General features: G+C 61.7%; 1 pseudogene. It reads left to right on the top strand.

The annotated features are described in order from the left end of the window. Positions 1-141 precede the first annotated feature (141 nt). Positions 142-269, top strand: a pseudogene (locus tag Ga0451573_RS19240) (50S ribosomal protein L11); the annotation flags it as partial.

Genomic DNA, 269 nt, shown 5'->3' with positions numbered 1-269 from the left:
GAGAAGGCCTGAGGCGGGAGGCGAGAGGGGAGAGGCGAGAGGCGTAGAAGCCCCGCTTTTCCGCCTCTCGCCTCTCTCCTCTCGCCTCTCGGAAACACTGGGGAGCCGCAAGGCGTTAGCACCCAACTTAGGAGTACGTAGATGGCAAAGAAGATCCAGGCCTACGTCAAGCTGCAGATTCCTGCAGGCAAGGCCAATCCCTCGCCGCCGGTCGGTCCCGCGCTGGGCCAGAACGGCGTCAACATCATGGAGTTCTGCAAGCAGTTCAA

Origin of the sequence: Phosphitispora fastidiosa (assembly GCF_019008365.1) — a bacterium.
In the GTDB taxonomy this organism is placed as follows: Bacteria; Bacillota; Thermincolia; order Thermincolales; family UBA2595; genus Phosphitispora; species Phosphitispora fastidiosa.
This window is presented reverse-complemented; position numbering and strand designations above follow the sequence as displayed.